At 72.9% G+C, this 24256-nt stretch carries 23 protein-coding genes; 7 read left to right on the top strand and 16 right to left on the bottom strand.

Annotated features, from left to right (window positions below):
* On the bottom strand, positions 1 to 600 hold the full coding sequence (locus tag ACGF0D_RS03540) for an HdeD family acid-resistance protein (protein WP_392913815.1): 600 nt from the start codon (positions 598 to 600) through the stop codon (positions 1 to 3).
* 254 nt (positions 601 to 854) lie between these two features.
* Between ACGF0D_RS03540 and ACGF0D_RS03545 the strand changes: the two genes are divergently transcribed.
* On the top strand, positions 855 to 2675 hold the full coding sequence (locus ACGF0D_RS03545; RefSeq protein WP_392913816.1) for an NAD-binding protein: 1821 nt from the start codon (positions 855 to 857) through the stop codon (positions 2673 to 2675).
* Between the two features lie 205 nt (positions 2676 to 2880).
* On the opposite strand, the gene ACGF0D_RS03550 is transcribed toward ACGF0D_RS03545, so the two are convergent.
* The 5 genes from ACGF0D_RS03550 to ACGF0D_RS03570 all read right to left on the bottom strand — a co-directional run bounded on the left by ACGF0D_RS03550 (position 2881) and on the right by ACGF0D_RS03570 (position 6256).
* The gene (locus tag ACGF0D_RS03550; RefSeq protein ID WP_392913817.1) at positions 2881 to 3660 is read right to left on the bottom strand and encodes an enoyl-CoA hydratase; all 780 of its coding nucleotides are present in this window, start codon (positions 3658 to 3660) and stop codon (positions 2881 to 2883) included.
* A 139-nt stretch (positions 3661 to 3799) separates the two neighbouring features.
* Positions 3800 to 3991 (bottom strand): hypothetical protein, encoded by a 192-nt coding sequence (locus ACGF0D_RS03555; protein WP_392913818.1) that lies wholly within the window; start codon positions 3989 to 3991, stop codon positions 3800 to 3802.
* A 132-nt stretch (positions 3992 to 4123) separates the two neighbouring features.
* Positions 4124 to 4279, bottom strand: coding sequence for a GntR family transcriptional regulator (locus ACGF0D_RS03560; RefSeq protein WP_392913819.1), 156 nt, complete (start codon positions 4277 to 4279; stop codon positions 4124 to 4126).
* Positions 4280 to 4390: 111 nt separating this feature from the next.
* On the bottom strand, positions 4391 to 5473 hold the full coding sequence (locus ACGF0D_RS03565) for an enoyl-CoA hydratase/isomerase family protein (protein ID WP_392913820.1): 1083 nt from the start codon (positions 5471 to 5473) through the stop codon (positions 4391 to 4393).
* 129 nt (positions 5474 to 5602) lie between these two features.
* Positions 5603 to 6256, bottom strand: a complete 654-nt coding sequence (locus ACGF0D_RS03570) for a TetR/AcrR family transcriptional regulator (protein WP_392913821.1) — start codon at positions 6254 to 6256, stop codon at positions 5603 to 5605.
* A gap of 95 nt (positions 6257 to 6351) precedes the next feature.
* Between ACGF0D_RS03570 and ACGF0D_RS03575 the strand changes: the two genes are divergently transcribed.
* Positions 6352 to 7122, top strand: coding sequence for an SDR family oxidoreductase (locus ACGF0D_RS03575; RefSeq protein WP_392913822.1), 771 nt, complete (start codon positions 6352 to 6354; stop codon positions 7120 to 7122).
* 175 nt (positions 7123 to 7297) lie between these two features.
* Here ACGF0D_RS03575 and fahA read toward each other — a convergent pair whose 3' ends face one another.
* From fahA to ACGF0D_RS03600, 5 genes are all read right to left on the bottom strand, one after another.
* Complete coding sequence (gene fahA, locus ACGF0D_RS03580; RefSeq protein WP_392913823.1) at positions 7298 to 8530, bottom strand: fumarylacetoacetase; 1233 nt, start codon at positions 8528 to 8530, stop codon at positions 7298 to 7300.
* A complete protein-coding gene (locus tag ACGF0D_RS03585) occupies positions 8527 to 9513 on the bottom strand; it encodes a hypothetical protein (RefSeq protein ID WP_392913824.1) in 987 nt (328 codons plus the stop codon). The genes fahA and ACGF0D_RS03585 overlap by 4 nt, the downstream gene beginning before the upstream one ends.
* A complete protein-coding gene (locus ACGF0D_RS03590; RefSeq protein ID WP_392913825.1) occupies positions 9510 to 10712 on the bottom strand; it encodes a homogentisate 1,2-dioxygenase in 1203 nt (400 codons plus the stop codon). The genes ACGF0D_RS03585 and ACGF0D_RS03590 overlap by 4 nt, the downstream gene beginning before the upstream one ends.
* A gap of 51 nt (positions 10713 to 10763) precedes the next feature.
* Positions 10764 to 11978, bottom strand: a complete 1215-nt coding sequence (gene hppD / locus ACGF0D_RS03595; RefSeq protein WP_392913826.1) for a 4-hydroxyphenylpyruvate dioxygenase — start codon at positions 11976 to 11978, stop codon at positions 10764 to 10766.
* Between the two features lie 231 nt (positions 11979 to 12209).
* Positions 12210 to 13658: a phosphoribosyltransferase family protein gene (locus ACGF0D_RS03600; RefSeq protein ID WP_392913827.1), complete on the bottom strand. Its 1449-nt coding sequence runs from the start codon at positions 13656 to 13658 to the stop codon at positions 12210 to 12212.
* Positions 13659 to 14034: 376 nt separating this feature from the next.
* Here ACGF0D_RS03600 and ACGF0D_RS03605 point away from each other — a divergent pair, with 376 nt between their 5' ends.
* The 3 genes from ACGF0D_RS03605 to ACGF0D_RS03615 are packed head-to-tail and all read left to right on the top strand — an operon-like array spanning position 14035 to position 15510.
* Positions 14035 to 14403, top strand: coding sequence for a hypothetical protein (locus tag ACGF0D_RS03605; protein ID WP_392913828.1), 369 nt, complete (start codon positions 14035 to 14037; stop codon positions 14401 to 14403).
* On the top strand, positions 14400 to 14810 hold the full coding sequence (locus tag ACGF0D_RS03610) for a hypothetical protein (RefSeq protein WP_392872055.1): 411 nt from the start codon (positions 14400 to 14402) through the stop codon (positions 14808 to 14810). Before ACGF0D_RS03605 ends, ACGF0D_RS03610 begins: the two co-directional genes overlap by 4 nt.
* 34 nt (positions 14811 to 14844) lie before the next feature.
* A complete protein-coding gene (locus ACGF0D_RS03615) occupies positions 14845 to 15510 on the top strand; it encodes a hypothetical protein (RefSeq protein ID WP_392913829.1) in 666 nt (221 codons plus the stop codon).
* Positions 15511 to 15602: 92 nt separating this feature from the next.
* Here the strand turns inward: ACGF0D_RS03615 and ACGF0D_RS03620 are convergent, their stop codons facing one another.
* On the bottom strand, positions 15603 to 17819 hold the full coding sequence (locus ACGF0D_RS03620) for a sensor histidine kinase (protein ID WP_392913830.1): 2217 nt from the start codon (positions 17817 to 17819) through the stop codon (positions 15603 to 15605).
* Between the two features lie 119 nt (positions 17820 to 17938).
* Here ACGF0D_RS03620 and ACGF0D_RS03625 point away from each other — a divergent pair, with 119 nt between their 5' ends.
* Positions 17939 to 18592 carry a response regulator gene (locus tag ACGF0D_RS03625; RefSeq protein WP_392913831.1) on the top strand — a complete coding sequence of 218 codons (654 nt, stop codon included), beginning with the start codon at positions 17939 to 17941 and terminating at the stop codon, positions 18590 to 18592.
* A gap of 116 nt (positions 18593 to 18708) precedes the next feature.
* Here the strand turns inward: ACGF0D_RS03625 and ACGF0D_RS03630 are convergent, their stop codons facing one another.
* Both ACGF0D_RS03630 and ACGF0D_RS03635 read right to left on the bottom strand, forming a co-directional pair.
* Positions 18709 to 20409 carry an acyl-CoA dehydrogenase family protein gene (locus ACGF0D_RS03630; RefSeq protein WP_392913832.1) on the bottom strand — a complete coding sequence of 567 codons (1701 nt, stop codon included), beginning with the start codon at positions 20407 to 20409 and terminating at the stop codon, positions 18709 to 18711.
* 84 nt (positions 20410 to 20493) lie between these two features.
* Positions 20494 to 21057 (bottom strand): PadR family transcriptional regulator, encoded by a 564-nt coding sequence (locus ACGF0D_RS03635; RefSeq protein ID WP_392913833.1) that lies wholly within the window; start codon positions 21055 to 21057, stop codon positions 20494 to 20496.
* 185 nt (positions 21058 to 21242) lie between these two features.
* Between ACGF0D_RS03635 and ACGF0D_RS03640 the strand changes: the two genes are divergently transcribed.
* Positions 21243 to 21716 (top strand): SPW repeat protein, encoded by a 474-nt coding sequence (locus tag ACGF0D_RS03640; protein ID WP_392872037.1) that lies wholly within the window; start codon positions 21243 to 21245, stop codon positions 21714 to 21716.
* Positions 21717 to 21874: 158 nt separating this feature from the next.
* Here ACGF0D_RS03640 and ACGF0D_RS03645 read toward each other — a convergent pair whose 3' ends face one another.
* Positions 21875 to 23281, bottom strand: coding sequence for a class II fumarate hydratase (locus ACGF0D_RS03645; protein ID WP_392913834.1), 1407 nt, complete (start codon positions 23279 to 23281; stop codon positions 21875 to 21877).
* A gap of 200 nt (positions 23282 to 23481) precedes the next feature.
* Complete coding sequence (locus tag ACGF0D_RS03650; protein WP_392913835.1) at positions 23482 to 24231, bottom strand: carbon-nitrogen hydrolase family protein; 750 nt, start codon at positions 24229 to 24231, stop codon at positions 23482 to 23484.
* Positions 24232 to 24256 lie beyond the last annotated feature (25 nt).

Genomic DNA, 24256 nt, shown 5'->3' on the forward strand with positions numbered 1-24256 from the left:
TCAGACCCCCGACGGGATCTCCTTGGCCCGGTGGCGGACCTGGAACGCCGTCACGATCTCGATCAGGCCGAGGATCACCAGCCAGCACCCGGCCAGCACGGCCAGTGCGGTGATCGACCCGGTGGGCCACACCATCAGCAGCACGCCGGCCAGGGTGTTGGCCACGCCCGCGAAGGCCTGCCAGCCGCGGGCGGGCATCAGCGGGTCGGAGATCGCGGCGGCGATCTGGGTGATGCCGCGGAACAGCCAGCCGATCCCGATCCAGAGCGCGAGCAGCAGCAGCGACTGCGCCGCGCTGCGGAAGCAGAGCAGCCCCAGCAGGACGCAGATCGCACCGCTGATGAAGGCCAGCACCCGTAGCGCGGTGGTGGTGTGGGTGCCGAAGGCGGCGACCAGCTGCACGATGCCGATCACCAGCAGGTAGACGCCGAACAGCACGCCCACCACCAGGAGCGTCTCCCGGGGCCAGGCGAAGACCACGATCCCGAGGGCGAGGGAGACGAGCCCGGCGACCAGCAGGACCTGCCAGGCGGCCTTGGCGAGTAGTCCGAGCGGACCCTGGACCGGGGTGCCGTCGGGGGTGACGATCGGAGGGGCCACGGTGGTGTCCTCCTCGGGCTGACGCCGGGCGACGGGTGACGCGTGACGGGCACCGTGCTGGTCGGGTGACACGTTGGTCGGGTGACGCAGGGCGGGCAGGTCGGGTCGGGTCGGCCGGCTGGCGGGCAGGGAACGTACCCCAGCCTCTCCGCCGCCACGGTCGGACCGCGCGCCGGATACGGCCGTTCGGGGGATCCGCCTCGGTCGCCGGAACGTCATCCCCCGGACACTTTCCGTAGATATTGTCTGTCGGTATGACTTCTGAAGGGTGGGGGACCCCTCCGGTCGAGCCGATCAGTCAGCACTACATCGTCTGCGGGGGCAACGCGCTGGCACACCGGCTGGTCCTGGAACTCGTCGAGCACTATGAGGTCCCGGTCGTCGTCCTGGTCGCCGACCGAACCCGCGACCACGCGCCGCAGATCGAGCAACTCGCGGGCGTCGCCGCGGTCGTGGAGTACGCCAGCGTCACCGAGGAGGCACTGCGCGCGGTGTCCATCGGCACCGCGCGCGGTCTCGCCCTGGTCGAAGGGAGCGACCAGGAGAACATCCACGCCGCGCTCAGCGCCCAGAACCACAATCCGGACATCCGCATCGTGTTCCGGATGTTCAACCAGCGCCTCGGTGAGAACATCGAACGACTGCTCAAGAACGGTGCCGCGCTCTCCGGTTCCGCCACCGCCGCTCCGGCCTTCGCCTCCGCGGCGCTCGACCGGCCCAACTCGGTGGAGATCGAAGGGCGTTACCTGCACATCGCGTTCGACGACGACATCACCTCCGACCGGATCTGCGTGGTCGCCGACCAGATCGACCGGCAGGACCTCGGCAGGATCCGGCTGCTGCCCGAACAGCAGGGCGACTCGGCCGAATTCGTCCGTCTCGCCAGCGAGTTCGGAGGCGACGGGCCGATCCGGCCCGGTGGCGTACGGCGCGAACCGGCGCCGACGGACGACCCCGCCGCGGCGCCGGAACCGGGCGGCCGGGCGGCGCTCCAGGTGCTGCGGATCGAACCCCGGGAGCCGATCGACTGGATGCGACGGCTGCGCTGGCGGCTGCTCGACACCATGCGCTTCTTCACCAGCGCCCGGATGCGGCTGGTGCTGCTCACCGCCCTCGTGGCGGTGCTGCTGGCCTTCGGCGTGCTCTGGTACCTCAACCGGAACTTCGGCTGGACCGTCTACATCGCGCTGCTCGACCTGGCCGGCGCCGCCCAGCCGGACCAGCTCGCCGACATCTCCGCCGGGACGGGCACCGGCGGGTTCTGGCAGCGGGTCGCCCAGGTGGTGATCACCATCTGCGGGATCACCTTCGCGCCGGTCGCCACCGCCATCGCGGTCGAGGTGCTGGGCTCCGGTCGGCGCGGACAGCCGCGCAACCCCGGGGCGGGCACCCGGGACCACGTGATCGTCGTCGGCCTCGGCAACGTCGGCACCCGGGTCGCGGCCCAACTGCACGACATGGGCGTGCCGGTGGTCTGCATGGAACGGGACCCGCAGGCGCGCGGCATCGCCGCCGTACGGGCGCTCGGCATCCCGGTGGTGATGGGCGACGGGCCGTTCGAGCAGCAGCTGCGCCGGGCCCGGCTGAAGCACAGCCGGGCGCTGGTCGCGGTCAGCGGGGACGACGCCACCAACCTGGAGGCGGCCCTGGAGGCGCGCCACGGCAACCCCGAGATCCGGGTGGTGGTGCGGCTGTTCGAGGACGACTTCGCCGGCCACTTCTACAAGACGCTGGACAACGCGGCCTCCCGGTCGGTGTCCTACCTGGCCGCGCCCGCCTTCGCAGCGGCGCTGATGGGACGCGAGGTGCGCGGGACGCTGTCGGTGCTCCGGCACGTGCTGCTGATCGCCGAGCTGAAGGTGGAGGACGGCAGCGGGCTGATCGGGCTCAACCGGCACGACCTGGAGGACCCGGGCGGCGTCCGGGTGATCGCCGTGCGCTTCGCCCATGGCGGGCAGCTGCAGTGGAACTTCCCCGACCGCACCCGGCGGCTCGCCCCGGGTGACCAGATCGTCGTTGCCGCCACCCGCAGCGGACTGGCCCGGCTGAACACGGTGGCGGTGGAGGAGGACTGAGCGCGGCGACGGCGACGAAGGCGGGGGCCGGCGGACGGATGACAGCCGACAGCTGTCAGCGGACGGAGTTCAGCTGACAGATTTCAACATCTGAAATCTGTCAGCTGTCATCCGTCATCCGTCCGTCACCCGCCCCTTGCGCTCCCCGGCCGCCCCCGGCCGCCCCCGGCCGCCCCCGGCCGCTCCCCGCGGCCGCCCCTCGCCGTCAGCGGTTCTGGAACTCCGGCGGGCGCTTCTCGGCGAAGGCCGCCATGCCCTCCTTCTGGTCCGCCGTGGCGAAGGCCGCGTGGAAGAGCCGGCGCTCGAAGCGCACGCCCTCGGCGAGCGTGGTCTCGAAGGCGCGGTTGACGCTCTCCTTCATCATGATCGCCGCCGGGGCGGACATCGCCGCGACCGTCTCGGCGGTGGCCAGCGCCTCGGACAGCAGCTGGTCCGCCGGGACGATCCGGGAGACCAGGCCGGCCCGCTCGGCCTCCTCGGCGCCCATCATCCGGCCGGTCAGGCACAGTTCCATGGCCTTCGCCTTGCCGACCGCCCGGGTCAGCCGCTGCGAGCCGCCGATGCCCGGGATCACGCCGAGCTTGATCTCCGGCTGCCCGAACTTCGCGGTGTCCGCCGCCAGCAGGATGTCGCACAGCATCGCCAGCTCGCAGCCGCCGCCCAGCGCGAACCCGGCCACCGCCGCGATCACCGGCTTGCGCAGAGCACCGAGCCGGTCCCACGGGCCCAGCCAGTCGTCCAGGTAGACGTCCGGGAAGCGGTTGCCCTGCATCTCCTTGATGTCGGCGCCGGCCGCGAAGGCCTTCTCCGAGCCGGTGATCACCAGACAGCCGATCTCCGGGTCCCGGTCGAAGGCGGTCGCGGCGGCGACCACCTCGTTCATGAGTCGGGTGTTGAGCGCGTTGAGCGCCTTGGGCCGGTTGAGCGTGATCAGCCCCACCCGCCCCTTGCGCTCGACCAGGATCGTCTCGTAGGTCTCGGTCATCGCCGTCGACTCCCATTTCCGCTGCTCGGCGCCCGTGGGCGCGCCTGACCACCCAACGATCTACGACGCGCCCCGCCTCGCGCCAGTCTTGGTATGCGAGACGCCGGTCACCAGTCGGTGGAGGGGTGTGCGCGTGCCGTCAGAAGCGGACGCCGTGGCGCTCCGCGGCCCGCCGTACGGGACACGGGCAGCCGCTCTCGATCAGCGGGCGGTGGTCGGAGGCGTTCTCGTGCAGCTCCGGCCGGACGTGGTGCAGCGACGGCACCGTCCACACCTCGACCCCGAGGCTCTCCCGGCTCCGCAACAGCGTCCCGTCGCCGGAGGCGGCCACGATCTCGCGGTGGATGCCACCCCGTGCCGGGCCTGACCGAGCGCGTCGCCCGCGGCCGCGGCCCCCGCCATCCTGCCAGACCTCGCGCAGCTCGGCCGGGCCGATCCCACGCACCCGCACACCCCGGTTGGGCTAGGCGTCGAGCAGTCCGAGGGTCTGGAGCGCGCGCAGCGCCTCGCGGAGCGGCGCCTGACCGGCGTTCAACTCGGCCGCCAGGCACCGCTCGACGATCCGCTCCCCGGGTTGCCGACGGCCGTTCGGCAGGCCCTTCGGCAGCAGTTCGCGCACCTGCTCGCCCAGCGGTACCCGGGACAGCGGGTGGCGTCCCCGGCCGGGGTCGATGGCGGGACCCGGTGGTTCACGGCGGGCTCCAGGTGCGCGGGCGGCGGAGGGCCGGGGTCAGGCCAGGCCCAGTTCGTCGCCCTCGCGCGGGGCGAGGATGCGGGCGACGTCCGCCTCCGTCACCTCGGCGAGCGTGCCGGGCCGCCAGCGGGGGTTGCGGTCCTTGTCGATCACCTGTGCCCGGATGCCCTCGACCATGTCGTGGCCCTCCAGCACGGCGCAGGAGATCCGGTACTCCTGGTCGAGCACGGCCTCCAGCGAGGGGAGCGTGCGGGCGCGGCGCAGCGCGGCCAGGGTGGTCTTGACGGCGGTGGGGGAGTTCGACAGGACGGCTTCCGCGGCCTCCTTCGCCTCCGGGACACCGGAGTTCAGCAGCCGTTCGACGATCTCCTCGACCGTGTCGGCCGCGTAGCAGGCGTCGATCCAGGCGCGCTGGTCGGCCAGTGCGGCGGGCGGAGCGGGCTCGGCGTGCGCGGCGACGACGGCCGCCACCTCGGCGGTGCCGCTCCCGGTCGCCGCGGCGGTGCTCCGGCCCAGGGCGTCCAGCAGGTCCGCGATGCGCGACGAGGGCACGAAGTGGTCCGCGAACCCGCACAGCAGGGCGTCGCCCGGGCCCATCGCGGCCGCGGTGAGACCGAGGTGGGTGCCCAACTCGCCCGGGGCGTGGGCCAGCAGCCGACTGCCGCCGACGTCCGGGGCGATGCCGATCCGGGTCTCGGGCATCGCGACGGTGGAACGCTCGGTGACGATCCGCACCGCGCCGTGGGCGGACACGCCGACGCCCCCGCCCATGGTGATGCCGTCCATCACCGCGACGTACGGCTTCGGGTAGCGGGCGATCAGCGCGTTCAGCCGGTACTCGTCGCGAAAGAACGCCCGGGTGCCGGCCCCGCCCGCCTTGGCGTCGTCGTGCATCGCGCGGATGTCGCCGCCCGCGCACAGGCCGCGCTCGCCCGCGCCGGTCAGCACGACGGCGCGTATCCGGTCGTCCGCGGCCCAGTCGTCCAGGGTGGCGCGCAGGGCGGTGACCATGCCGTGGGTCAGCGAGTTGAGCGCCCGTGGACGGTTCAGCACCAGCCGTCCGACATCGCCGTCCAGGAACGCCCGGACCTCCGTCGTCTGCGCCACCTCTGTGTCCATCGGGTCCGCTCCCGTCCCTCGGCGATGTCGACCTGGTCCCTGTCGGAATCCTGGCGTCCACCGTACCGGGGGCGGTGGGGAGTCCTGATCACCGGGCCGAACGGGCCGGGGCGGGTGCGCGGTCGCGGCTCAGGGCCAGGCGCGCAGGGCGAGTTCGGCGGTGCGGGCCAGGTCGGCGGCGGTGGCGCCGTCCCTGGCCTGCTGGGACATGCCCTGGAGGACCGCGCCGAAGTAGCCGGCCAGGGCCTTCGGGTCGGCCTCGGGCGGCAGTTCGCCGTCCTGCCGCGCTCGGCGCAGCCGCTCCTCGAAGGTCCGCAGGTTCCCGTTGCGCCGCTCGCGCAGCTGGTCCTGGATGCCGACGTCCTGCGGGGTGACGTTGGTGGCCGCGGAGATCACCAGGCAGCCCGCCGGATGCGACGGGTCGGCGTAGACGGCGGCGGCCTCGCGCAGGATGCGGGCGAAGGCGCCGTACGCGGTGGGCTCCTCCGCGAGGGCGACGGTCGCGAACGCGCCGACGGGGGAGTGCCCGTACTCGCGGACCACCTCCTCGAACAGCGACCGCTTGTCGCCGAAGGCCGCGTAGAGGCTGCCGGGGCGGATGCCCATGGCGGTGGTGAGGTCGCTGACCGAGGTGGCCTCGTAGCCGAGCTGCCAGAACAGCCGGGTGGCCGCGGCGAGCGCCTCGGCGCGATCGAAGGCCGGCGGGCGGCCGCGCCGCGGGGGTGGCGTGGGGCCCGTCGTCCCGCCTCCGGACGCCGCTGTCGCCGTGTGCTCCTCTGCCATGCGCCGAATTTTAGAGCACCCACTCAAGAAATGTGTGCTAGCTTCTTTTTTGAGCGGTCGCTCAACAATTATTCGGGGCAGCAGGGGGGCTCGACATGGGCGAGGACAGGCTTCAGGGCAGGACGGCGCTGGTCACGGGTGCCAGCAGGGGGATCGGCCGGGCCATCGCCCGCCGGCTCGGGCGGGACGGCGCCACCGTCGCCGTCGGCTACGCCCGGGACGTGGCGGCGGCGGAGGAGGTGGTGGCGGGCATCCGCGCGGACGGCGGGCGGGCCTTCGCGCTGCCCGCCGCGCTCGGGCGACGCGGCGACGCCGTCGCGCTGTGGGAGGCCTTCGACGCGCGGATCGGCGAGCACGCGCCCGCCGGGGGCGTCGACATCATCGTGAACAACGCCGGGATCGGGCGCAGCTCCGACCTCGCCGGCCTGACCGAGGAGGAGTTCGACGAGGTCTTCGCGGTCAACGTCCGCGCGCCGTTCTTCATCGTCAAGCACGGGCTGGAGCGGCTGCGCGACGGCGGCCGGATCATCAACGTCTCCAGCGGCCTGGCCCGGCTCGCCATGCCGGAGATCATGGCCTACGGCGCCACCAAGGGGGCGCTGGACACCTTCTCGCTCAACCTCGCCCAGCAGCTCGGGCCGCGCGGGATCACCGTCAACTCCGTGGCGCCCGGGATCATCGACACCGACCTCAACGCGGAGTGGCTGCGCGATCCGGAGGCGAGGGCCCAGGCGGCCTCGCTCGCCGCGCTCGGCCGGGTCGGGGCGCCGGAGGACATCGCGGACATCGTCGCGTTCATCGCCTCGGACGACGCGCGGTGGATGACCGGGCGGGTGGTCGACGCCACCGGCGGCTCGCGGCTGTAGGCGGGGCGGGTCGCGGGCGGGCCGCAGGCAGGGCGGACCGTCCGGTCGGAGACGGGCGAACGACTGACAGCTGACAGATGATGAAATCTGTCAGCTGTCAGTCGTCGGCTGCTATCCGTTATCCGTCAGCTGTTGCCCGTCAGCTGTGCCCCGGTGGCCGCAGCCCCGCGGACTCTCAGCCCCGGACCCGCCCCGTGACCTCGCCGAAGCCGATCACGGCGCCGTCCGGCCCCGGCGCGGTGGCGGTGATGGTCACCTCGTCGCCGTCCTCCAGGAACGTACGGGTCGTCCCGTCCGGGAGCTTCAGCGGCTCCTCGCCGTTCCAGGTCAGCTCGATCAGCGCGCCCCGGGTGTCCCGCTCAGGCCCGCTGACCGTCCCCGAAGCGAACAGGTCGCCGGTGCGCAGCGAAGCGCCGTTGACGGTCATGTGGGCCAGCTGCTGTTGCGCCGTCCAGTACATGGTGGCGAACGGCGGCCGGGAGACCGGGTGCCCGTTCAGCCGGACCTCCATCGCCAGGTCCAGGCCCCACGGCTCGCCGCCCCGGTCGTCCAGGTACGGCAGCGGCTCGACGTCGCGCTCCGGCGGCGTGACCCGGGCGTGCTCCAGCGCGTCCAGCGGCACGATCCACGGCGAGACCGAGGTCGCGAAGGACTTGCCGAGGAACGGGCCGAGCGGCACGTACTCCCAGGCCTGGATGTCGCGCGCCGACCAGTCGTTGAGCAGGCAGACGCCGAACACGTGCTCGCGGAAGTCGTCCAGCGCGACCGGCCGGCCCAGCTCGGACGGCGCGCCGACGACGAAGCCGACCTCGGCCTCGATGTCCAGCCGCCGCGACGGCCCGAAGGCCGGTGCGGCGTCGGCGGGCGCCTTGCGCTGCCCGTGCGGTCGCACCACCGGCGTGCCGGAGACCACGACCGTGCCCGCCCGCCCGTGGTAACCGATCGGCAGGTGCTTCCAGTTGGGGGTGAGCGGCTCCGAGCCCGGGCGGAAGATCCGGCCCAGGTTGGTGGCGTGGTGCTCCGAGGCGTAGAAGTCGACGTAGTCGGCGACCTCGAACGGCAGGTGCAGCTCCACCTCGTCGGCCGGCAGCAGCGCCGGCGACAGCGCCTCGCGGAAGGACTCGTCCGTGAGCCAGGTGGTGAGGTCCGCCCGCACCCGGGTCCAGACCGGACGCCCCGCCGCCATCAGCGGGTTGAGCGAGTCCGCGTCCAGCAGCGCCGACGGCGCCCCGGCCGCCCGGGCGGCCGCCCCGGCGTCCAGCACGAAGTCCCCGACGCGCACGCCGATCCGGCGCCGCCCGGGCCGGTCGGCGGCGGTGAAGACGCCGTACGGCAGGTTGTGCACGCCGAACGGCGAGTCCTGGGCGCTGGCGAGCCAGCTGCCGGTGCTGCTGGGGGTGGTGCTCAACGGTCCTCCTGGTGCAGTGGACTGGGCGAGGACAGCAGGCCGAGCGCGGCCAGGTCGCCCAGGGGCTCGGCGATGCTACACGTGCCGAACGCGGTGAACGAGTTGCGGATCACCGTGATCTGATGCTCCGTCAGTTCGCGCACCGCCTTGGCCAGCACCTCGCCGTCGCGCTCCGCCAGCACCGCGGCGGCCGCGGCCCGGTCGGTCTCCTGCGCGGCCAGCAGCACGTTCAGGAAGCCGTGGTGCTCGAAGCCGGTCTCCGGGTCGGTGTGCCGGACGGCGTTGTGCAGCCCGGCCGTGCACTTGTACGGCAGCCCCCGCCGCGCGCAGCCGGTGAGGAAGGCGGCCAGCTCGTCCTCGTCAGGGAACGCCTCGGCGACCAGCCCGCCGGTTCGGAACTTCGCCCGGTACGGGCTGTCCACCAGCGCGTCCAGGACGGCGTCCAGCCCGTCCCCGCGCAGGAGTTCGCGCGGCAGCTCGACGGCGGCCGGGACGTGCGGCGGCAGCAGCCGGTCCAGCGCGGCCACCGCCTCGGCGGCGTCCCGGACGGCCAGCTCGACGCCGGCCAGCTCGAACGACGCGGCGGCGGCGAGCGCCGGGGCGAGTTCGGCGCTGCCCCCCGGCAGCACCAGCCCGACCTTGAGCGGCCGGTCGCCCGCCGCCGCCGCGTCGTCCGCCCCCGCCGAGCCCCCCGCCGCCTCGGCGGGCGTACCCACCGCGGCAGCCGTATCCGCGACCACCGCGGCCAGTTCGCCCAGCCGGCCCGCCCCGCAGAGGAACGGCCCGACCGCCTCGGCGTACCAGGCCGCGCGGTGCGCCCGGTGCGCGGGCACCGCCTCGGCGACCGGCAGGTTCCCCGGGGGGAACACCGCCGCGTCGTCGAACAGCCCGCGGAACAGCTCAGGGATCGCCGCGGGGCCCGGTGCGGGAAGCGGTGCGGAAACCGGTTCGGGCAGCGCGCCCCCCGTGTCCGGCGCGCTCATCGGCCCGGCCCCCGTCCGGCCCAGGTCCAGGCGTAGCCGGCGTCCTCGCCGGCCCGGCCGCCCTCGCCGAGCTCCAGCGGGCGGAAGGTGTCCACCATGACGGCCAACTCGTCGAAGAACTCCGCGCCGATGCTGCGCTCGTACGCCCCCGGCTGCGGCCCGTGGGTGTGCCCGCCCGGGTGCAGCGAGATCGAGCCCTGGCCGATGCCGGAGCCCTTGCGGGCCGCGTAGTCGCCGCCGCAGTAGAACATGACCTCGTCGCTGTCCACGTTGGCGTGGTAGTAGGGCACCGGGATCGCCAGCGGGTGGTAGTCCACCTTGCGCGGAACGAAGTTGCAGATCACGAAGCCGTTGCCCTCGAAGACCTGGTGGGCCGGCGGCGGCTGGTGGATCCGGCCGGTGATCGGCTCGAAGTCCTTGATGTTGAAGGCGTACGGGTACAGGCAGCCGTCCCAGCCGACCACGTCGAACGGGTGGTGCGGCACGGTGTAGCGGGTGCCCGCGATCCCGTTCGGGCCGCGGTGCTTGACCAGCACGTCGACGTCCCCGGGGGCGTCGACGACCAGCGGGCCGACCGGTCCGCGGAAGTCCCGCTCGCAGTACGGCGCGTGCTCCAGCAGCTGCCCGTACTTGGACAGGTAGCGCTTGACCGGGGTGATGTGGCTGTTCGCCTCGATGCAGTACGCGCGCAGCGGCTCGTCGCCCGCCGGCACCCAGCGGTGGGTGGTGGCGCGCGGGATGATCACGTAGTCGCCCTGGTCGACCTCGATCGAGCCGAACACCGTCTCGACCGTGCCGGAGCCGGACTCCACGTACACGCACTCGTCGCCGAGCCCGTTGCGGTAGAGCTCGCTCGGGGCCCCGGCGGCGACGTACGAGATCCGCACGTCGCCGTTGCCGAGGACCAGCCGGCGGCTGCCGACGACGTCCGCGGACTTCCAGTCCTGGTCCGCGAACAGCTCGTGCAGCTTGAAGTGGCGGGGGAGGAGCGGGTGGTTGGGCACCGTGGACTGGTCCGGCAGCTCCCAGGGCACCGCGTTGACCACCGCCGAGGGGATGCCCCGGTGGTAGAGCAGCGAGGAGTCCGAGGAGAACCCCTCCTCGCCCATCAACTCCTCGTAGTAGAGCCCGCCTTCGGGGGTGCGGTGCTGGGTGTGCCGCTTGGGCGGGATGCTGCCCAGCTGCCGGTAGTACGCCATCTCCGTGGTCCTCCTCGACCGTTCGTCAGAGCTCTCCGACGCTCAAGACGCTCACAGGTTGCCGCGGCGGTCCTGCTCGCGCTCGATCGACTCGAAGAGCGCCTTGAAGTTGCCCTTGCCGAAGCCGAGCGAACCGTGCCGCTCGATGAACTCGTAGAAGACGGTGGGACGGTCGCCGATCGGCTTGGTGAAGATCTGCAGCAGGTAGCCGTCCTCGTCGCGGTCGACCAGGATGCCGCGCTTCTTCAGCTCCTCGATCGGCACCCGGACCTTGCCGATCCGCTCGCGCAGCTCCGGGTCGTCGTAGTAGGCGTCCGGGGTGTTGAGGAACTCCACGCCCCGTGCGCGCAGCACGTCCACGGTGGTGAGGATGTCGTTGGTGGCGAGCGCCATGTGCTGGCAGCCGGGGCCGGTGTAGAACTCCAGGTACTCGTCGATCTGGGACTTCTTCTTGGCGACGGCCGGCTCGTTGAGCGGGAACTTCACCCGGTGGTTGCCGCTGGCGACGACCTTGGACATCAGCGCGGAGTACTCGGTGGCGATGTCGTCGCCGACGAACTCGGCCATGTTCACGAAGCCCATGACGCGGTTGTAGAACGACACCCACTCGTCCATCCGGCCCAACTCGACGTTGCCGACGGCGTGGTCGAGGGCCTGGAAGAGGCGCTTGGGCGAGCCCTCCGGGTGGGTGACCCTGCTCTCCGCGACGACGTAGCCCGGCAGGTACGGGCCGTGGTAGCGGGAGCGGTCGATCAGGGTGTGGCGGGTCTCGCCGTAGGTGGCGATGGCCGCGCGGCGCACGGTGCCGTTCTCGTCCGAGACGTCGTTCGGCTCCTCCAGGACGGTGGCACCGGACGCGCGGGCGTGCTCGATGCACTTGTCGACGTCCGGGACCTCCAGGGCGAGGTCGACGACGCCGTCGCCGTGGCGGCGGTGGTGGTCCAGCAGCGGGCTGTCCGGCTGGACGCCGCCCTTGATCACGAAGCGGCAGGAGCCGGAGCGCAGCACGTACGCCTTGCGGTCCCGGCGGCCGGTCTCCGGGCCGGAGTAGGCGACCAGCTCCATGCCGAAGACGACCTGGTAGAACTGGGCCGTCTGGGTGGCGTTGCCGACCACGAAGACGACCGCGTCCTGGGCGGTCACCGGGAACGGGTCGGCGGCGGCGTCGTGCTCGACGAGGCCGACGAGGCGGCGCAGCTGGTCGGCGTCAAGACCGGCCTCGCGCTCCTCGGGGGTCAGCTCAAGGGCGTGGGTCTGCGGGGTCATCGCTCGTTCCTCCACTTCGGGCCTCGCCGTCGAGGCTTCCGCTGGATCGCGACCGCACCGCGAACGGGTGGGCGGTGTGGTTGCGGAGAGCTTGCTACTGTCGGGGGTCTTGGGCAACAGGTCGGATTTTGACTGCTCAATGTGTACAAGCTGATCAGAAAATCCCGCTGTCGGCTGCGCAAAATGTGCTGCTGATCGGGGGTGATGCCCGAAGTCTGTGCAATGGGGCGTTCACGTACTTCCGGGGCCGACGGGGCGCGGGAGGTGCCGGAGGAACCAGTCCGCGGCCAGCTCGGCGACCCGGTCCAGCGTCCCCGGCTCCTCGAACAGGTGGCTCGCGTGCGGCACCACCGCGAGCCCGGTCTCGCAGCGCAGACGGCTGCGGGCCTGCCGGTTGAGGTCGAGCACGGTCGGGTCCAGGGAGCCCACGACGAGCAGCGTCGGGGCGCGGACCCGGGCCAGCGTGTCGGGCCCGGCGAGGTCGGGGCGACCGCCCCGGGAGACCACGGCGCGCACCGCCGGGCCCAGTTCGGCGGCGGTGTGCAGCGCGGCCGCGGCACCGGTGCTGGCGCCGAACAGGCCGAGCGGCAGCGACCGGGTCTCGGGCACGACGGCGCCCGGGCCGGCTCGTTCGGCGCCGTGCTCCCCGCCGGCTCGTTCCGGGCCGTCGTGCTGCGGACCGTCGTGCCCCGCGCGGTCGTGCCCCGCGCGGTCGCGCTCCGCGCCCAGCTGCCGGGCGACGGCCGTCAGCCGGCCGCCCAGCAGCGCCACGTCGAACACGTTCCGCCGGTCGGGCTCCTCGGCCTCGGTGAGCAGGTCGAACAGCAGCGTGGCCAGCCCGGTCCGGTTCAGGTACTCGGCGACGTGCCGGTTGCGCGGGCTGTGCCGGCCGCTTCCGCTGCCGTGCGCGAACAGGACGACCCCGCGCGCTCCGGCCGGGACGGTCAGCCGGCCCGCGAGGCGGGCCCCGGCGACGGGCAGCTGCAGTTCGCGGTCGACCCCGGCGGAGGCGGCGGGCCGGTCGTTACCGGCCGCGGCCAGCAGCCGCAGCACCTCCTCGTCCTCGGTCTGCGAGAAGTCGGCGTAGAACTCGCCGATCGCGTAGAACGGGGACGGCGTGTCGACGCAGACCAGCTCGTCGGCGACCTCGTCGAGCCGCTCGGCCCAGTCCACGGGCGCGACGGGCACCGCGAGCACCACCCGGCCCGCGCCGCGCTCGCGGACGATCCGGCAGGCCGCCCGGGCGGTGGACCCGGTGGCGATGCCGTCGTCCACCACGACCACCGTCCGTCCGCGCAGGTCGGCAGGCGGTCGGTCGCCCCGGTAGCGACGGGCGCGGCGCGCCAGCTCGGCGCGCTCACGCCGCTCCACCTCGGCCAGCTGCCCGTCCGTGACCGACGAGAACCGGATGACCTGGTCGTTCAGCACCCGGACCCCGTCCTCGCCGATCGCCCCCATGCCGAGCTCGGGCTGGTACGGCACGCCGAGCTTGCGGATCACGCAGATGTCCAGCGGGGCGCCGAGCGCCGCGGCGACCTCGGCGGCCACCGGCACACCGCCCCTCGGCAGCGCCACGACCACGGTGTCGGGGCCGGCCAGGTGGCCCAGGCGGGCGGCCAGCCGACGGCCCGCCTCGGTCCGGTCGGCGAAGCGGGTGAAGTGGGTTCCGGTGACGTGCATGACACGGCCTCCGGTTCCACCGTACGTCGTTCCGCTCGGCTCGGGGCGGTCACGGGCAGGGGGCTTGCGGGGTGCGCGCGAGGGGGGAAACCGGTCCGGACCGGGGCGGCCCTCCTGGCGGGGAGGACCGGGAGCGGGCCGGGAACCGGGGGTGGGAGCGGGTCGGGAACGAGGGCGGGAGCGGGCCGGGAACCGGAGATGGGAGCGGGCCCGGGATCGAACCGGGATCCCGGCCGGGATCGCGTCGGGAGCCGTCCGGGATCAGGTCGGGAGCCGGACGGGACGACACGCCCGTGCGGCCGGGACAGTGGGCGGCGCACGGTGGATCGCGTAGGCGGGCCGCAGAGCCCGCCCACGAGCGGAAGGAGCGCCCGTCATGTCGGGCACCGTCATCACCGACCTGCGCCGCCGAGGCACCGTCGACCCCGGCCGCCTGCTCGCCGGACCGCTGCGCGGCGTCGGCCTGCAACGGCTCGACCCGGGCTGGTGCACCGAGCTGGTCGCCGACGGCATCGAGCACGCGATCTACGTCACCGCCGGCTCCGGGCTCGCCGAACTGCCCGAGAACGCCGTGCACCCGGACCACCCGGAGCGCGCCGGGGCCGGCCTGCCGCTGGTCGAGGGCACCGCGGTCGTGCTGCCGCTCGGCTCGCGGACCGTCCTGACCGCCGGAACGGCCGGGCTGGAGTTCTTCCACGCCCTGCTCGCCGTCCCGCTCCCCTCCCGAGGAGGTGACCCCAGGTGATCGTCACCACCGACACCGGCGCGGCCATGGTCCTCATCGGCCCGAACGGCGAGCGCGTACGGATCCGCTCCCTGGCCCGGAGCCCGATGCTCGCCAGCGCCTGCGAGGCCTTCGACCACCTGCGCCTGAGCCCGGGCGCCCACCACGTCCTCCCGGGCCGGCCCGACACCGAGACCGTCCTGCACGTGCTGCGCGGCGCCGTCGTCGTCGGCCGACTCTCCGACGAGCCCGAGCACCTGGCCTCCGAAGGAGACCTGCTGCTGGCCCGCCGCGGCCGCGCCCTGCACCTCGAAGCCGGGCCGCTCGGTGCGGAGCTGCTCTGCCTGACCCTCGCCGTACCCCGGCACTCCGCCGGCACCCGGGCCGCCCTGGCCCGGCGCCGCGCCACCCGCCGGGACCGGCCCTGACCGGTCCCACCAGTCCTCGTCGGAGGAACCCCTCGTGATACTCGTCCCCGCCGCCGTTCCCCGCACCGCGCCCGCGTTCCAGCGGCTGATCGACCCCGAGCAGCGGCCGGCCGTCCGCGCCGGACTCACTGTCGAGGCGCTGCCGCCGGGCGTCCGGGTCGAACAACTCCCTTACGAGTCCGTCGAGTCGGTGACCGTGGTGCTCTCCGGCCGGCTGTTCGCGGCCGGCCGGATCCTCTCCCCGGGTGAGGCCCTGCACCACCGGCCCGGCACCTCCTACCGGCTCACCGCCGTCCGCGGCACACCGACCGCCGTGCTCACCGTCCGCCCCAACCCCACCCGGGCCGCCATCCCGGCCCAGCGATCGGACTCGGCGCCCGCCCGGGACTGGCGCCAGGTCGACGTGGGCACCGTCCGCCTCGACCCGGGCACCACCTGCGGCCCGTACACGGACCGCTCGGCCGACACCTTCCTGCTGCTCCTCTCCGGGGCCGCCGTCTTCCTGGGCGAACTCGGTGAAGTACCGCTGATCCCCGGCGACCTGGTCTACGCCAGGGCGGGCGAGCGGTACGGCCTGCGGGCCGGTCGGCGCGGACCGGCCACCGCCGTCCTCGGCCGCGTCGGCGCCCCCGGCGCCGGAGCGGCACCGGAGCGGGAGGGCGGGCCCACGCGCCTGGGGCAGGCCGATCCGCAGAGTTGAGAGAACAGGGCGACCCGCAAGTCGTCGAGACGGATGACAGATGACGGATGACAGATTTCAAAATCTGTCATCCGTCATCTGTCATCCGTCATTCAGCTGTTCCTGGTCATCGCAGAGCACGGCAGTACTGCCGCCACCTGGGTTCCCCCGTCATCCGGCAGCGACCGGATAGTGCACCGGCCGCCGACCTCCGCCGCCCGTTCCGCCATCGACCGCGTTCCGACTCCGCCGCCACCCGTTCGCAGACGCTGCTCGGCCTGGTACCCCACGCCGTCGTCATGCACGATCAGTGTCAGTTCCTCCGCGTCCACCCGCAGCGTCACCCGCGCTGTTCGAGCTCGGGCATGCCGCAACACGTTGTTGAGCGCCTCTGCCGTGATGCGGTACGCCGTGTTCTCCACTGCCCCCGGCAGGTCCGGTAGTGGATCCGGTGACAGCTCCACCGTCACGGTCAGCCCGGTCCCGCTGAAGGTCTCCGCGAGTCGGCGTACCGCTCGCGTCAGGCCGAACTCGCAGACCGGCGCGGGCCCGAGCCGGTCGGTGATCCGGCGGACCTCCTTGATCGCCAGCCCTAGGCCGTCCGACACCCCGTGCAGTGTGCCCGCGAGCCTGCCGTCGGCCTCGGAGCCCGCACTGTCCACCTGCAGTCGCAGTCCGGCCAGGGCGGGCCCGAGCCCGTCATGGATGTCCCGCCTCAGCCACCGCCGTTCCTCCTCCCGCGCGGAGACGATCTGTTCCCGGCTGGCTCGAAGGTCCTCCTGGAGCCGTAGTGAGGCGACTGCCGGCGAGGCCTGGTCGGCGAGCGAACGCAGGATGTCGACGTCGCTGGCGTCCAGTCGCTGCTCGCCCGAGCGCAGTCCCACGGTCAATGTGCCGATCTTCATCCCGTTATGGAACAGCAGGAAGTCCTGGCCGAGCCCGCCCAGTCTTCCGGTCGTGGCCAGGGTGCGGCACCCGGACTGGGTGATGACGGAGAGGGCGACTCCGGGCAGTCGTAGTTCCTCGGCGACCGTTGAGCACAGTGTCTCCGGAATGTGCTCCGGATCGACCACCTGCCGCAACCTCCCGGCGAGCGTTCGCAGCACCTGGTACGGCTGTGCGCGCTTGCCGAAGTACAGCCGGTCGACCAGGGCGACGGCTCCCCGCGCCGCACGGGGCAGCGCCGCGCCGAGCGCGTACACCAGGGCGATCAACACCAGGGCTGCCGCGCCGTGGCCAGGGACCAGCCAGTTGGACAGCACGGCGGCGGCCACCACGAACAGCCCGGTGACCCCTGTGCCCAGCAACAGCCCGATCAGTACATTGCGGGCCGCTCTGTCGAGCCGCCAGCCGTGATGCTGCACGACCAGGAAACCTACGAGGGCCCACACCAGACCCGCGACGGCGTAGAGCACATAGGTGAGCCAGAAGTGCACACTCGACAGCCGGGCGTACAGGGCCTCGGTCGCAGCGAAGAGCGAATACGTTCCGAGCATCACCAGCACCCGGAACCGGCGCCTGCGAGTCACTTCCGCGTCGCTGCCCCGGCTGCGACGTCGCAGCAGTCGAGTCAACAGGACGACCGCCACGAACCCGAGGAGGCAGTCGTTGATCAGCCGGTCGTGGTCGGCCCAGGTGCCGGCGATGGTGCTGAAGAAGCGTGCCGGAGGGGTGCCCGCCAGCGGATTCGGCCGTCCGAAGGAATGTGGACGGTCGAGCAGCGCAGCCGCGGCCGGAACCGTGTACAGCGAGACGGCCGCGATGTACCACCACCATCGTCGTGTCGTCAGCCGACCGTTCGGTAGCCATAGTGGTAGCGCGTAGATGATCGTCGAGCTGACCGAGAAGCCGATCACCTCGACGACCAGGATGGCGCCGATGAGGCCAGGGGCAGTGACCTCGACCCAGGCCGGTGCGGTCGGGGCGAGGGCCAGGACGAAGCTCAGGGCCCACATCAGGAAGACCCAGCCGAGCGGGCTGCCGGGGCGGTGGGCGTGCAACAGCATGCCCGAGGCGGCGGCCGGAAGGATGGCGAGCAGGTTGAGGAGTGCGTCCCGGGGGACGGACACTCCCGGATCGCCCAAGTGCACGAGCACGTAGCAGATCCACAGCGTCGCGACGATGAAGCAGAGCGCCGTGACGACCGCCGCGGCGGTCAGTTGCCGCTCGGCCCGCGTGCGGTGCGGGTGAGAGATCGCCGTGGCCATGGCACCACCTCTTGGACGGGCTCGGTCGACAGGGCACCGGTCCCGGGGACCCAAGCCTCGGCGGCCCGGTGTCCCGGGTGCCTGAGGCACCGGTCTCGGATCCTGGCGCAGGCGGGCCGACACGCCGAGGTGTTCACGAGCATGTCACGGAAAGTCACGCTATCGCCGCTGATAGTGTCGCCCGCGTGGATGAGGAGCAGCCAGTGGAACCTCCGGGCCCCAGTACGGAAAGGACCGTCCGTGTGCTGATCGTCGATGACCACCCCCTCTTCCGGGAGGGCCTCCGGGCGGCCCTGGAGAGCGCGGACGACATCTCGGTCGTCGCCGAGGCCGAGCGGGTCGCCGACGTTCCGCGGGCGGTCGCCGGGCACCGCCCGACCGTGGTGATCATGGACCTCTCGCTGCCCGACGGCTCCGGACTGGAGGCCGTCCGGCAGCTCGCGACCCAGGAAGCCCCGCCGCCGGTGCTGATGCTGACCATGTCGGACGACGACGGGAACCTGCTCGCCGCCCTCCAGGCGGGCGCGCGCGGCTACCTGGTCAAGGGCGCGGGCCGGGAGGAGGTGCTGCACGCGGTGCGGACGGTCGCGGCGGGCGGCGCGGTGTTCGGCGGCGAGGTGGCCGGGCGGATCACCGCCCTGCTGGCCGGGGCGAGGATGCGGGAGGCGGGACAGCTCTTTCCCGAGCTCACCGCCCGCGAGGCCGAGGTGCTGGACCTGGTCGCGCGCGGCCTGGACAACCGGCGGATCGCCCGGGAGCTGGTGGTCGCCGAGAAGACCGTCCGCAACCACATCACCCACATCTTCGAGAAGCTGCACGTCGCGACGCGCGCCGAGGCGGTCGCCCGGGCCCGCGACATGGGCCTCGGGGACGGCCGGCCCTCCCCCGAGAGGTGAACCGGGGGTGCCGGCTCTCCCCCGAGAGGTGAACCGGGGGTGCCGGCTCTCCCCGGAGAGGTGAACCGGGGGTGCCGGCCCGCCGACCGGCACCCCCGGGGTCCTGCCGCGCAGCCCTACGGCTGCATCTCGTACGCGCCGGAGAGCGCCTCCACCCGCGCCCACACCCGCGCGTCCCGCGCCGGGTCGGCGACCGGGCGGCGCACGTTCGCCAGAGCCCAGGCGGCCTGCTCCTCGGTGGCGGAAGCCTTGCCGTGCAGCTCGGTGGCGTGCGCGGAGAAGTCGCGGACCAGCGCGTCGAAGATCCGGTCCAGGACGTCCGCGTCCAGGCCGGTCAGCTCGGCCTGCTCCAGCACCAGCTGCCCGTAGACGATCAGCGCGAACAGCTGGCCGATCTCCAGCAGGAAGTCCAGGTCCGCCTGCTGCTCCTTGCTCGGCGCGTTCTCGAGCAGCAACGCGCAGAAGCCGTCGGCCTGTTCGCGGAAGCGGGCGACGTTGGGCAGCTCGGCGTGGCGGTCGTAGGCGGTGCGCCAGTCGTGGAACCGGATCGCGCCGAGGCCGCGGGCGGGCCCCTGCCGGAACAGGAAGGCGTCGTCGGCGGCGTCCAGGCGGGTCGGCACCGGGGCGTAGTCGGCGGGCGCGAACAGGTAGTTGCCCATGAACTTGAGGATCAGCGCCAGGTTGACGTGGACGGTGCCCTCCAGCTTCGGCAGGCCGCGGATGTCCTTCGCGGCCTTGTCGAAGTAGGTGTCCGCCTCGAAGCCCTTGGCCGCGATGACGTCCCACATCAGGTCGATGACCTTCTCGCCCTCGGTGGTGACCTTCATCTTGGTCATCGGGTTGAACAGCAGGTAGCGGCGGTCCTCGGGGGAGGCGCCGCGGAAGTAGTCCACGGCCCGCGCGCTGAACAGCTTCATCGCCGCCAGGCGGACGTACGCGTCGGCCAACTCTCGCTTGACGTGCGGGAAGTCGGTGACCCGCCGGCCGTACAGCACCCGGTTGTGGGCGTGCGTGACGGCCTCGTACATCGCGTGCTCGCAGATGCCGACCGAGGCGGTGCAGAGGTTGAACTTGCCGACGTTGACGGTGTTCAGCGCGGCGTCGAAGGCGGCCTGGCCGGTGTGCAGCACGTCCTCGGCGCGCACCGGGTAGTCCTCCAGGCGGAACTCGCTGACGTACATCTGCGCGTTCACCACGTTCTTGACCAGGTGGTACGCGTCGTGGCGGCTGTCGGCGGCGAAGAAGACGTAGCCCTCCGGGCCCTCGACGTCCGAGCGGCGGCCGAACACCGAGACCAGGCCGGCCACGTTGCCGTTGCCGATGTAGTACTTGGAGCCGCTCGCGGTGAAGCCGCCCTCGCCGTCCGGGGTGAGGACCATGTCGGTGGAGTAGATGTCGGCGCCGTGGGTGCGCTCGGAGAGGCCGAAGGCCATCACGTGGCCGTCGGCAAGGAGCTTGGCGGCGCGGGCGCGGACGGCCTCGTTCTCGCTCTGCCAGACCGGGCCGAGGCCCAGGATGGTGACCTGCCAGGTGTACCAGTAGCCGAGGCCGTAGAAGCCGAGGATCTCGTTGAGCTCGGCGATCCGCGCGGTGTCCCAGCGCTTGTCGGAGTCGGCCGCGGCGGGGGTCAGGAACTCCGCGAACAGGCCCTCCTTCGCGGCGAAGTCCAGGAAGTCCGCGTACCAGCTGCGGTCGATGTAGGTGTCGATCAGCGCCTTCTTGCCGCGGGACTCGAACCAGTCCACCGTCGCGCGCAGCAGTCGGCGGGTCGGCTCGTCGAACTGTGCGGGGTCGTAGCTTCGCGGGTTGAAGAGCATCGAGGGGCTCCCGGGGGTCGAGGGTGTGAGAGGTCGAGGGTGCGAAAGGGGGTGGGCCGGTCGACCGGCTGTCGGGACCGCCGGTCAGGCCGGTCGGTCAGGCCGGTCGGCGGCGAGGCGGCGCAGGGTGGCGAGCACGTCGTCGAGCCAGGCGAGGGTCATCCGCTCGTACTCGATGCCGCCGCGCAGCACCACGTGCTGGAGCTGCTCGCGGGCGTCGAGCGCGGTGGTGTCGGGGAAGTCCCGCTGCTCGCCGTGCAGGTAGCGGGCGAGCAGGGCGGCGTGGCTCTCGCGGTGCCGTTCGACCTCGGAGACCAGCGCGGCCGGGTCGTCGAAGGCGGCGGCCCGGATCTTGACCGCGAGCTCGTGCCGGACGCTCTCCGGCTCGACGGGCTCGCGCAGCCAGCCGGCCAGTGCGGCGCGTCCGGCCTCGGCCGCCGAGTAGACCTTCTTGTCCGGGCGCCCGTCCTGGGGGACCTCCTGCGCGGCCACCCAGCCGTCCGCCTCCATCCGCCGCAGCACCCGGTAGATCTGCTGGTGGGTGGCGGTCCAGAAGCGTCCGATCGAGCGGTCGAAGCGCCGGGCCAGCTCGTAGCCGGAGCCGGGCTGCTCCAGCAGCGAGACGAGGATCGCGTGCTCCAGTGCCATGGCCCGCATCCTGCTATGCAACGAGTTGCATAGGCAATGGCGGCCCGGGTGGTTGAGACGCAGGTCACCGGCGTGATCGGATGGTTATCCACCATTCCGGACCATCGGGTGCAAAACGGTGGATAAGGGCCAGAATGGGTACGGGGCAAGCGCCTTACCGGTTCCGACCACAGGAGGTGGTATCGGTGGCAACCCATATCCCGACGACGGGCATGGAGCACCATCCGGACATCGTCGAACTCCGCGAACGCTACGAGCGGGTCACTTCGACCCCCCGTGCCCAGGGCATCGAAGCCCTGGCCGTCCTGGCCGGTCTCTTCCTGGCGGCATCGCCGTGGATCGTCGGCTTCACCGCGTACAACACCCTGACCGTGACCTGCCTGATCGTGGGTCTGGCCTACACGGCCCTCATGGCCGGCTACGGATCGGCCTACGAACGCACCCACGCGCGGGCCTGGGCGGCCGCCGCGCTCGGTGTCTGGACGATCCTCTCCCCGTGGGTCGTCTCCGGGTCCGTCGCGCACGGCAAGAACATCGTGACCTGCATCATCGCGGGCGCCGTGATGTTCCTGCTCGGCCTCGCGGCGATCTCGATGGCGACCATGACGTCGAACGGAGCATCGATGCGGCGCGGCCGGGCCGGCCGTGCCAAGGGCTGATCTTCCCCACAGCCCGTGACCGGGGCACGGAGGGCGCAACCGCCCGCCGCGCCCCGGCGCGCGTCCCGACAAGCCTGCCGGGACGGGGGTCCACACGCCTGTCGGGACGTCGGCCGCGCCCCGGCGCGCGCCCGGGCACCGGCGCGGTCCGGCCCCCGTTACGGGTGCGTCATCCGCAGGACGTCCAGGGCCTCGTCCAGCTGCTCCCCGGTGAGCCTGCCCTGGTCGACGAAGCCGCGCTCCAGTACCACCTGACGGATCGTCTTGCGCTCGGCCAGCGCCTGCTTGGCGACCTTCGCCGCCTCCTCGTACCCGATGTAGCGGTTCAGCGGGGTCACCACCGAGGGCGAGGACTCCGCGTACTCCCGGGCCCGTTCGACGTTGGCGGTGACGCCGTCCACCGTCCGGTCGGCCAGCAGCCGGGCGCTGTTGGCGAGCAGCCGCACCGACTCCAGCACGTTGCGGGCGATCACCGGGAGCATCACGTTCAGCTCGAAGTTGCCGCTCGCGCCTGCCAGCGTGACCGTCGCGTCGTTGCCCACCACCTGGGCGGCCACCATCAGCACCACCTCGGGCAGCACCGGGTTCACCTTGCCCGGCATGATCGACGAACCCGGCTGGAGGTCCGGCAGGTTGATCTCGCCGAGCCCGGTGCGCGGACCGGAGCCCATCCACCGCAGGTCGTTCGCGATCTTCGTGAACCCGACCGCCACCGTGCGCAGTTGACCGCTCAGCTCGACCAGGGCGTCCCGCGCGCCCTGCGCCTCGAAGTGGTTGCGCGCCTCGGTGAGCGGCAGGCCGGTGGCGCGGGCGACCTCCGCGATGACGGCCGCCGGGAAGCCGGGCGGGGTGTTGATGCCGGTGCCCACCGCCGTTCCGCCGAGCGGGAGTTCGGCCACCCGGGGGAGGGAGGCCAGCAGTCGCTCCCGCCCGTTCCGCACCTGCGCCGCGTAGCCGCCGAACTCCTGGCCGAGCGTGACGGGCGTGGCGTCCATCAGGTGCGTGCGGCCCGACTTGACCACCCCGGCGAACTCGGTGGCCTTGCGCTCCAGCGCCTCCGCGAGGTGCTCCAGTGCCGGGACCAGGTCGTGGGTGACGGCGGCGGTCGCGGCGATGTGGATCGAGGACGGGAAGACGTCGTTGGACGACTGGCTGGCGTTGACGTGGTCGTTCGGGTGGACCGGCCGGCCCAGCCGCTCCCCGGCCAGGGTGGCGATCACCTCGTTGGTGTTCATGTTGGAGGAGGTGCCCGAGCCGGTCTGGAACACGTCCACCGGGAACTGGTCGTCCCAGCGCCCCTCCGCGACCTCCTCGGCGGCCCCCGCGATCGCCTCCGCCGTCTCCTCGTCCAGCACCCCGAGCCGGGCGTTCACCCGGGCCGCGGCGGCCTTGATCCGGGCCAGCGCGGCGATGTGCGCCCGCTCCAGCCGCTGACCGGACACCGGGAAGTTCTCCACCGCCCGCTGCGTCTGCGCCTGCCACTTCGCGTCGACCGGCACCCGGACCTCGCCCATCGAGTCGTGCTCGATCCGGTACTCCTGCGGCTTCGCCTGCTCGCCACTCATCGCGCGCTGCACCTCCTGTACGGGCCGGAGCGGCCCGGAACGGATCTTCGGTCACCACAGCCGCGCGCGGGGCCCGGGTATTTCCTCCCGGGTCGGGTTCTTCCGCTCGGGGGACCCGGTTCCGGGCCCGGCGCCCACCGGGGAACAGGTCGAGGAGGGGCCTGTCCCCGAGGCCTACCGCCTGGGCCCACCGTCCGGGCTTACCGTCGGGGCAGCTCGGCGCGGACCAGCTCGCCCGGGGCAGTGCCGGCCTGGACGACGAGGCCCCCGCCCGGGGCCCAGACACCGGAGCCGCCCGAGCTGTCCGGGTACTCGCCGGTGGCCCCGGCGCAGGTCGCGAGCACGCACCACACCCCGTGGGCGGCGGCCCGGTCGCGGAAGTGGCCGTCCCGGCGCTCGGCCTGGGCGGTGCCGGGCCCGTAGAGGGTGGAGGCGACGTAGACGTCGATGCCGAGCGCGGCGGTCTCCTCGGCGTGCGCCGGGTCGGCGGCGTCCGCGCAGACGGCGAGGCCGAGCCGCAGGCCGTCCAGCTCCAGGACGACGGGCTTCTCGCCGGGGGCGAAGCGCTCCACCTCGGCACCGTGCAGGCGCGTCTTCCGGTAGACGACCTCGGCGCCCTCCCCGGTGACCGCCAGCGTGGCGATGGACTCGCGCCCGTCGGCCTCGAGGGCCGGCGCCCCGACCAGGGCGACGGCGCCGGTCGCGGCGCACGCCGCCACCAGCGGCGCGAGCCGGGCGTCCGCCGGATCGACGGCCGGTGCGGCCAGGTCGTAGCCCGTCAGCGACAGCTCGGGGAACACCACCAGCCGGGTGCCCGCCTCGCGCACCGCCTCGGCGTGCCGGGCGACGTTCTCGGACACGGTGTCCGGACGGCCGGCGGCGGCGCAGACGGGCTGGGCGACGGTGACGGTCAGCGCTCCGGGGGCGGCCAGTGCTCCGGCGACGGTCACTGCTCCGGGGACGGGACGCGCGGGC

It is taken from the genome of Kitasatospora sp. NPDC048298 (genome assembly GCF_043201465.1).
In the GTDB taxonomy this organism is placed as follows: Bacteria; Actinomycetota; Actinomycetes; order Streptomycetales; family Streptomycetaceae; genus Kitasatospora.